Below are 5,812 nucleotides of genomic sequence, written 5' to 3'. Positions count from 1 at the left end.
ACCTTTTTGCCATTGGATGGCTTGGATTCAATTGAAGAAGATCCCACAAGTTTCCATACAAGTCTTCAAACACTGCTACCGTTCCATAGTCTTCTTCTGTTGGCTCGCGGACGAAATTAATACCAATCGATTTCATACGCTTAAAGTCACGCCAGAAATCATCAGTATTTAGGAACAGAAATACTCGACCGCCTGCTTGATTCCCAATGAAATCATGCTGCTCTGGCTTCGAGGCTCTGGCAAGTAATAACGTAACACCATGAGAATTTGGTGGAGCCACAACCACCCAACGTTTGTCTTGTTCGGGTTGATGAGTATCTTCAATAAGTTCAAATTTGAGTTTGTTTACATAAAAATCAATGGCTTCATCATAATCTTTTACAACTAAAGCAATATGGACAATGTTCTGTTTCATAGTATTCCTTATTGAAGATTTCGATTGGTAGCATAACGCCCGGCTAAGGGGTTGACAACGCACCACCGAACTTAAAAAACACACCGTAAACCCTGAACTTCAATTTTGCACTAAAGTCGCCAAGTGTTGGCAATCCCTCTTGAGCCGTTTGTTATATGTTTGGATGAGGAACCTAGCTAGATCTTGAATGCAATGCATTGAATTACATAGTTATCAACACATTGCATGCGGACGGTATAAAATGCAGCTTATTTATAAAAAGCTTCAACTTCACCTTTTAACTTAATCAGCATCGGCTGGCCAAAACGATCTTTAGCTTTCGGTGAAGGAATTTTCACCCACCCTTCACTAATGCAGTATTCTTCAACATCAGTACGTTCTTTGCCATTTAGACGAATGCCAATGTGGTGTTCAAAGCACTCCGCTACATAGTGTGGGCTGCGAGGATTACCAGCAAGGTGATCCGGCAAAGCGGGTTTAGCTGTAGTGTCGTTCATATTCATAACCTAAAATATGTAAAAAAGTGCGCTATTGTAGACAATAGAAGCCGACCGCTCAACAAAGTAAAGATGCTATTTCATATGCGGTATAGAGCGCAGAACTAGATGACATATAACGCCCGGCTAAGGGGTTGACAACGCACCACCGAACTCAAAAAACACACTATAAACACTGAATTTCAATTTTGTACTAAAGCCACCACGCGTTGGCAATCCCTCTTGAGCCGTTTGTTATGATTGTGGTCGGGGAATCGTATATTCGTAAAAAGAAACGCCACTATCATTAGCTGGTTGCTCTATAAAGCCTAACTTTTTAAGCAAGTTAGCTGAAGCAACATTAGATCTTTCAACGCCACCGACCAGCTTTGACCACGACTCAGTTTTAACTATTTTTTCGATAAAACTTTTCAGTAGCTCACTCGCCAACCCTTTACCCCAATATTCTTCACTCAGTAAGTAACCAATATGCGCTTCACTTTCGCTCTCTACATAGGCGAAAAGAAAACCGATTAGCTCTTGCGCTTCCGATTTTACTTGAAGCAGCCGACTCTCCGACGACATTCGGTCAAGCCAAACTCTAGCCAATTCCACGGAAGTAATGCCATGAAAATATGGAGGCAAGTTTTCAACAACCAATGGCGTTAGTATATTAGGGAGCTGTTCGACCAGAGCTGAACGCTCAGTTAACGAAAGATCACATGAGACTTCAGTTACTCTCAACCTCTGAGTTTCAAACGAAATTGTCATAGAATCTGCCTATTTGGATACAAATCATAACGCCCGGCTAAGGGGTTGACAACGCATAGCCAAACTCAAAAAACACACCGTAAACACTGAACTTCAATTTTGCACTAAAGTTGCCAAGCGTTGGCAATCCCTCTTGAGCCGTTTGTTATATTTTCATTCTCTACACTAACGTGACCGACTGTTTAGGGTTGCCGACAAACCATTAACAAACTGATATTTCTTGCTTTTCCAAAACTGTAGCAGCTTCCGCACGCTCAATGATTTTTAACAATACAGATTGAATCGCTTCGTCTTCGCGGGCATCTTTGTCACTTGTAAAGCGTTGTATTTGAGGCTCGGCATTCTCCTCAGGTAAAAAGGTGATAACGACTTCAGTCGCTAAATCCGTCGTTTTACCGAAATACTCTAATGATATTTGCGGATAACCTTTGAAACCTCTTTGTACTCGTTTCAATATGCGTTTTTTCGCTTTATCCACGTTCATCATGAATCCTTTTGATTGCTGAACTTAAAAAATATAACGCCCGGCTAAGGGGTTGACAACGCACCACCGAACTTAAAAAATACACTGTAAACTCTGAACTTCAATTTTGAACTAAAGTCGCCACGCGTTGGCAATCCCTCTTGAGCCGTTTGTTAGCTGCTGCACTTTAGCCGGAGATTGACTACCCAACGGCCTAATTTAAAACACATTATTGCTTTCAAACGACAAAGTAAAACGGACAATTTAGAAACTAAAACCTAATCCACGAAACGCACTTGGCAAAGAAGAAATAACAGGAAAACTTGACGAGCTTCTAGGACTTAAATTTACAAAGAATTATTTCGAAGAAGCCAACAACCAAGTGCGCAAAACCCATTTAGGCGCGAAAGAGCTTCAAAACCAAAGAAGCCACACCAAAGAAATAAACAAACACACCACTTCCCGTAAACAGACTTCGGTTAGTTCAAGCACTTCACGAACAGTGCCACTGGCGAGATACATGGAAAAATGCTGACTTTCAGGTGTAAAGCTAAGGCCTCAGACTAAGAAAAATAAGCGCTTAATTTTATGGTTTTTCTTAACCTCAGCTAACGCCCGGCTAAGGGGTTGACAACGCACCGCCGAACTCAAAAAACACACTGTAAACACTGAACTTCAATGTTGCACTAAAGCCGCCACGCGTTGGCAGTCCCTCTTTAACCGCTTGTTATGCAAATTCAATAAGATAAACTGACTTTACACGACCAAAAACCACAATTGCAATGGTTGAGTGATTCAAGAACCAACCCAAGCAAGAGCCATGATAAATAAGCCGCCAAAACAAAGTCCACCGTTCAACAACAAACCAAGCTTTTGAATGAGACAAACTCAACAAGCAAGACTTTCAGCAAGTACAAAATGCTCGATAAACTTGCCCTTTCCACACTTTGCGCCCACAAGATTCACAACACGCCAACGCTAAAACGGATTGAGGCAAACAAAGAACCTTGCCTGTTTTACGGCTTGAGTAAACCACGAATTTTAGGGTAAAAATGCTCATTTGCCGACAACGCAAAACGAATGGCCGGAGAAATCTAAAAAGATTGAACCCCTAAATTTCCCTGAGTTGCATAACGCCCAATTAAGGGGTGAACAACGCTACTACCCAAGCTAACGCATTGTACCGTAACACTAAATTTGAAGTAGAAGCAAAAATGCCAAGCGTTGTGAATCCCTCTTAAATTGTTTGTTATAACAACGATTTCCTCGATGTTGAAACTTACACCGAACCCTGCTCGAAAGCTAAAATGTTCTCAAATGCTATTTTGAAATACAGTTCATAGCTATTTTGCTCTACATACCCCAAATGAGGCGTTGCCATAACGTTGGGCAACGAAAGTAAAGGCTCGCTATCGAGTGATGCTGGCTCAACATCAAAGACATCTAGAGCAGCACGCTTAGTTGGCACAGAAACAAGCTCATTGTAGAGGGCTGATGACTCAACAAGTTCTGAACGGCTAATGTTTACAAATAAAGAGTCAGATTTCATTAAGCTTAAGTCAGTGGCTTTTACACACGCTCGGGTCACATCATTTAAAAGTAGGTGGAGTGAAACGATATCAGAGCTAGTAAAAAACGTTTCTTTTGAAGTAGCAGCTTCAAAGCCATGTTCGAGTGCTAGCTTTCTTGACGGCTCACTACCCCAAACAACAACCGACATTTCAAATGCTTTAGCATATTGAGCGATTCGTTGCCCTATTTTCCCGTAACCCCAAATACCAAGTTTTAAACCTTTTAAAGTTCGACCTAAACCCAGAACACCTGAGTCTTGCCATTTATCATTTTTAAGGTTCGCAGAATAAGTAGGAATGTAACGACTAGCAGCCATAATTACCGCCCAGCCTAATTCAGAAGGTGCTATCGGAGAGCCGCGCCCCTCTAGTATTTGAACCCCAAATTTTTCACATAAATTAACATCAATGTGGTTGCTGACCTTGCCAGTTTGGCTAATGACTTTGAGATTAGGTAATCGAGATAGCAAGGACTCTGTTATTACTGTCCGCTCTCGAATTAGAACAAGAACATCTGTTTCCTGAAGTTGAGCAACCAACTCCGGTTCAGGGAGTGTTTCATTCAAAACTGACACTTCATGGTGAGATAATAGGTCGAAACAATCTAAAGTTCTGACCACATCCTGATAGTCATCTAACACTGTTATTTTCACTGAACTCTCCTTGTTGTTATAACGCCCGCTTAAGGGGCAGCCAACGCTACTACCAACTTTCCGCATAACACCGTAACCACAAAAACCAACGCATAGTAAAAATGCCACGCGTTGGCTGTCCCTCTTGAAGCGTTTGTTATGAGCAGCTAGCTAAAGGTTACTCGATTGCTTTTAACACTCGTGCTGGGTTGCCACCAATGACAACATTGCTACCAAAGCTTTTTGTCACAACGGCTCCCGAGGCAACAACAACATTGTCACCTAACGTCACTCCAGGGTTGATCGTTGCATGACCACCAATCCAACAGTTGTTACCTATTCTGATTGGCTTTGCAAACTCTAACCCACTATTTCTCTGAATCGGATCGATTGGATGAGTTGCCGTATAGATTCCGACCTGTGGTGCTATAAAACAGTTTTCACCAATACGAACTTCCGCTACGTCCAAAATGACACAGCCAAAATTGGCATAGAAATTCTCACCAACGTGTATATTCAGCCCGTAATCGCAGTTGAAAGTCGATTCAATGTGAATGCTATTTCCTGTAGAACCCAACAAGGATTTGACTATCTTTGCTCTTTTATCTGGGCAACTTACACTAGTTTGATTTAGCTTCTCTGTGAGTAAACGAGCCTCAAGACGCAACTTGACGAGCTCAGCGTCACTCGGATCGTAATACTCACCAGAGAGCATTTTTTCTCTTTCTGTCATATATAACTCAGTTCTAAATTTTAATGCTGCTCATAACGCCCGGCTAAGGGGTTGACAACGCACTACCGAACTCAAAAACCACTGTAAACATCGAACTTCAATTTTGTACTAAAGCCGCCACGCGTTGGCAATCCCTCTTGAGCCGTTTGTTAGCCGACATCTACACAATAGAGTGCATTAGCTGGCTTTTCTACGAAATACGACCAAACATGCTTATACACTTCGTGTTGGTTTGGAAATGGAGCCAATCCAAGAGCTTCCTCTAAACTGCACCACTTATACTCTGTATGTTCTTCATTTAAAACCACCCCTTGCTCTGGTGGGCACATCACTACGAAAACAGGTATGAGCTGAATAACATTAACACTGGCTTCGTAGAATTGTTCTAGAAACTGAGCATTATATAGGGCTGAAGCCTCAATTTGTGTTTCTTCTCTGAACTCTCGAGTGATGGCGTCAATGCCTGTTTCGCCTTGTTCAATTGAACCTGCAACATGACACCAGAAGCCACCTTTTACTCGCTTCATAAGCAGAAGCTTCATTTCACCATCAATTTCCGAGACTGCCACCCCTGAAACAACAGATGAATTTAATGGAATCATATTTACCTCTGAATTTGAAATTTTCGCTTGTCGGCTAACGCCCAATTAAGGGGTGAGCAACGCCACCACCCAACCTAAAGCATTGTATCGTAACCACTAAAATTGAAGTAGAAGCAAAAATACCAAGCGTTGGGAATCCCTCTTAAATT

7 protein-coding genes are annotated in these 5,812 nt (G+C 41.9%); all 7 read right to left on the bottom strand.

The window, feature by feature from the left end:
• Nucleotides 1–415 (bottom strand): VOC family protein (locus NB504_RS01110; protein WP_017045395.1); only part of this gene is annotated, 415 nt, incomplete at its 3' end.
• Nucleotides 416–663: 248 nt separating this feature from the next.
• The gene (locus NB504_RS01105) at nt 664–912 is read right to left on the bottom strand and encodes a DUF3297 family protein (RefSeq protein WP_026028286.1); all 249 of its coding nucleotides are present in this window, start codon (nt 910–912) and stop codon (nt 664–666) included.
• A 234-nt stretch (nt 913–1,146) separates the two neighbouring features.
• Complete coding sequence (locus NB504_RS01100) at nt 1,147–1,662, bottom strand: GNAT family N-acetyltransferase (protein WP_170901489.1); 516 nt, start codon at nt 1,660–1,662, stop codon at nt 1,147–1,149.
• A gap of 202 nt (nt 1,663–1,864) precedes the next feature.
• Entirely contained in the window at nt 1,865–2,146 is a 282-nt protein-coding gene (locus tag NB504_RS01095; RefSeq protein WP_170907960.1) for a hypothetical protein, read from the bottom strand.
• Between the two features lie 1,258 nt (nt 2,147–3,404).
• Nucleotides 3,405–4,349 (bottom strand): D-2-hydroxyacid dehydrogenase family protein, encoded by a 945-nt coding sequence (locus NB504_RS01090; RefSeq protein ID WP_258428096.1) that lies wholly within the window; start codon nt 4,347–4,349, stop codon nt 3,405–3,407.
• A gap of 157 nt (nt 4,350–4,506) precedes the next feature.
• A complete protein-coding gene (locus tag NB504_RS01080) occupies nt 4,507–5,061 on the bottom strand; it encodes a sugar O-acetyltransferase (protein WP_258428095.1) in 555 nt (184 codons plus the stop codon).
• A gap of 149 nt (nt 5,062–5,210) precedes the next feature.
• Nucleotides 5,211–5,663, bottom strand: a complete 453-nt coding sequence (locus tag NB504_RS01075; protein ID WP_064626899.1) for an NUDIX pyrophosphatase — start codon at nt 5,661–5,663, stop codon at nt 5,211–5,213.
• Between the last annotated feature and the right edge of the window lie 149 nt (nt 5,664–5,812).

The sequence above is a fragment of the Vibrio sp. RM-69-4 genome (assembly GCF_024743775.1).
GTDB classification, from domain to species: Bacteria; Pseudomonadota; Gammaproteobacteria; order Enterobacterales; family Vibrionaceae; genus Vibrio; species Vibrio anguillarum.
Note: the sequence above shows the minus strand (reverse complement) of the source record. Positions and strands in the feature narration are given on the sequence as shown.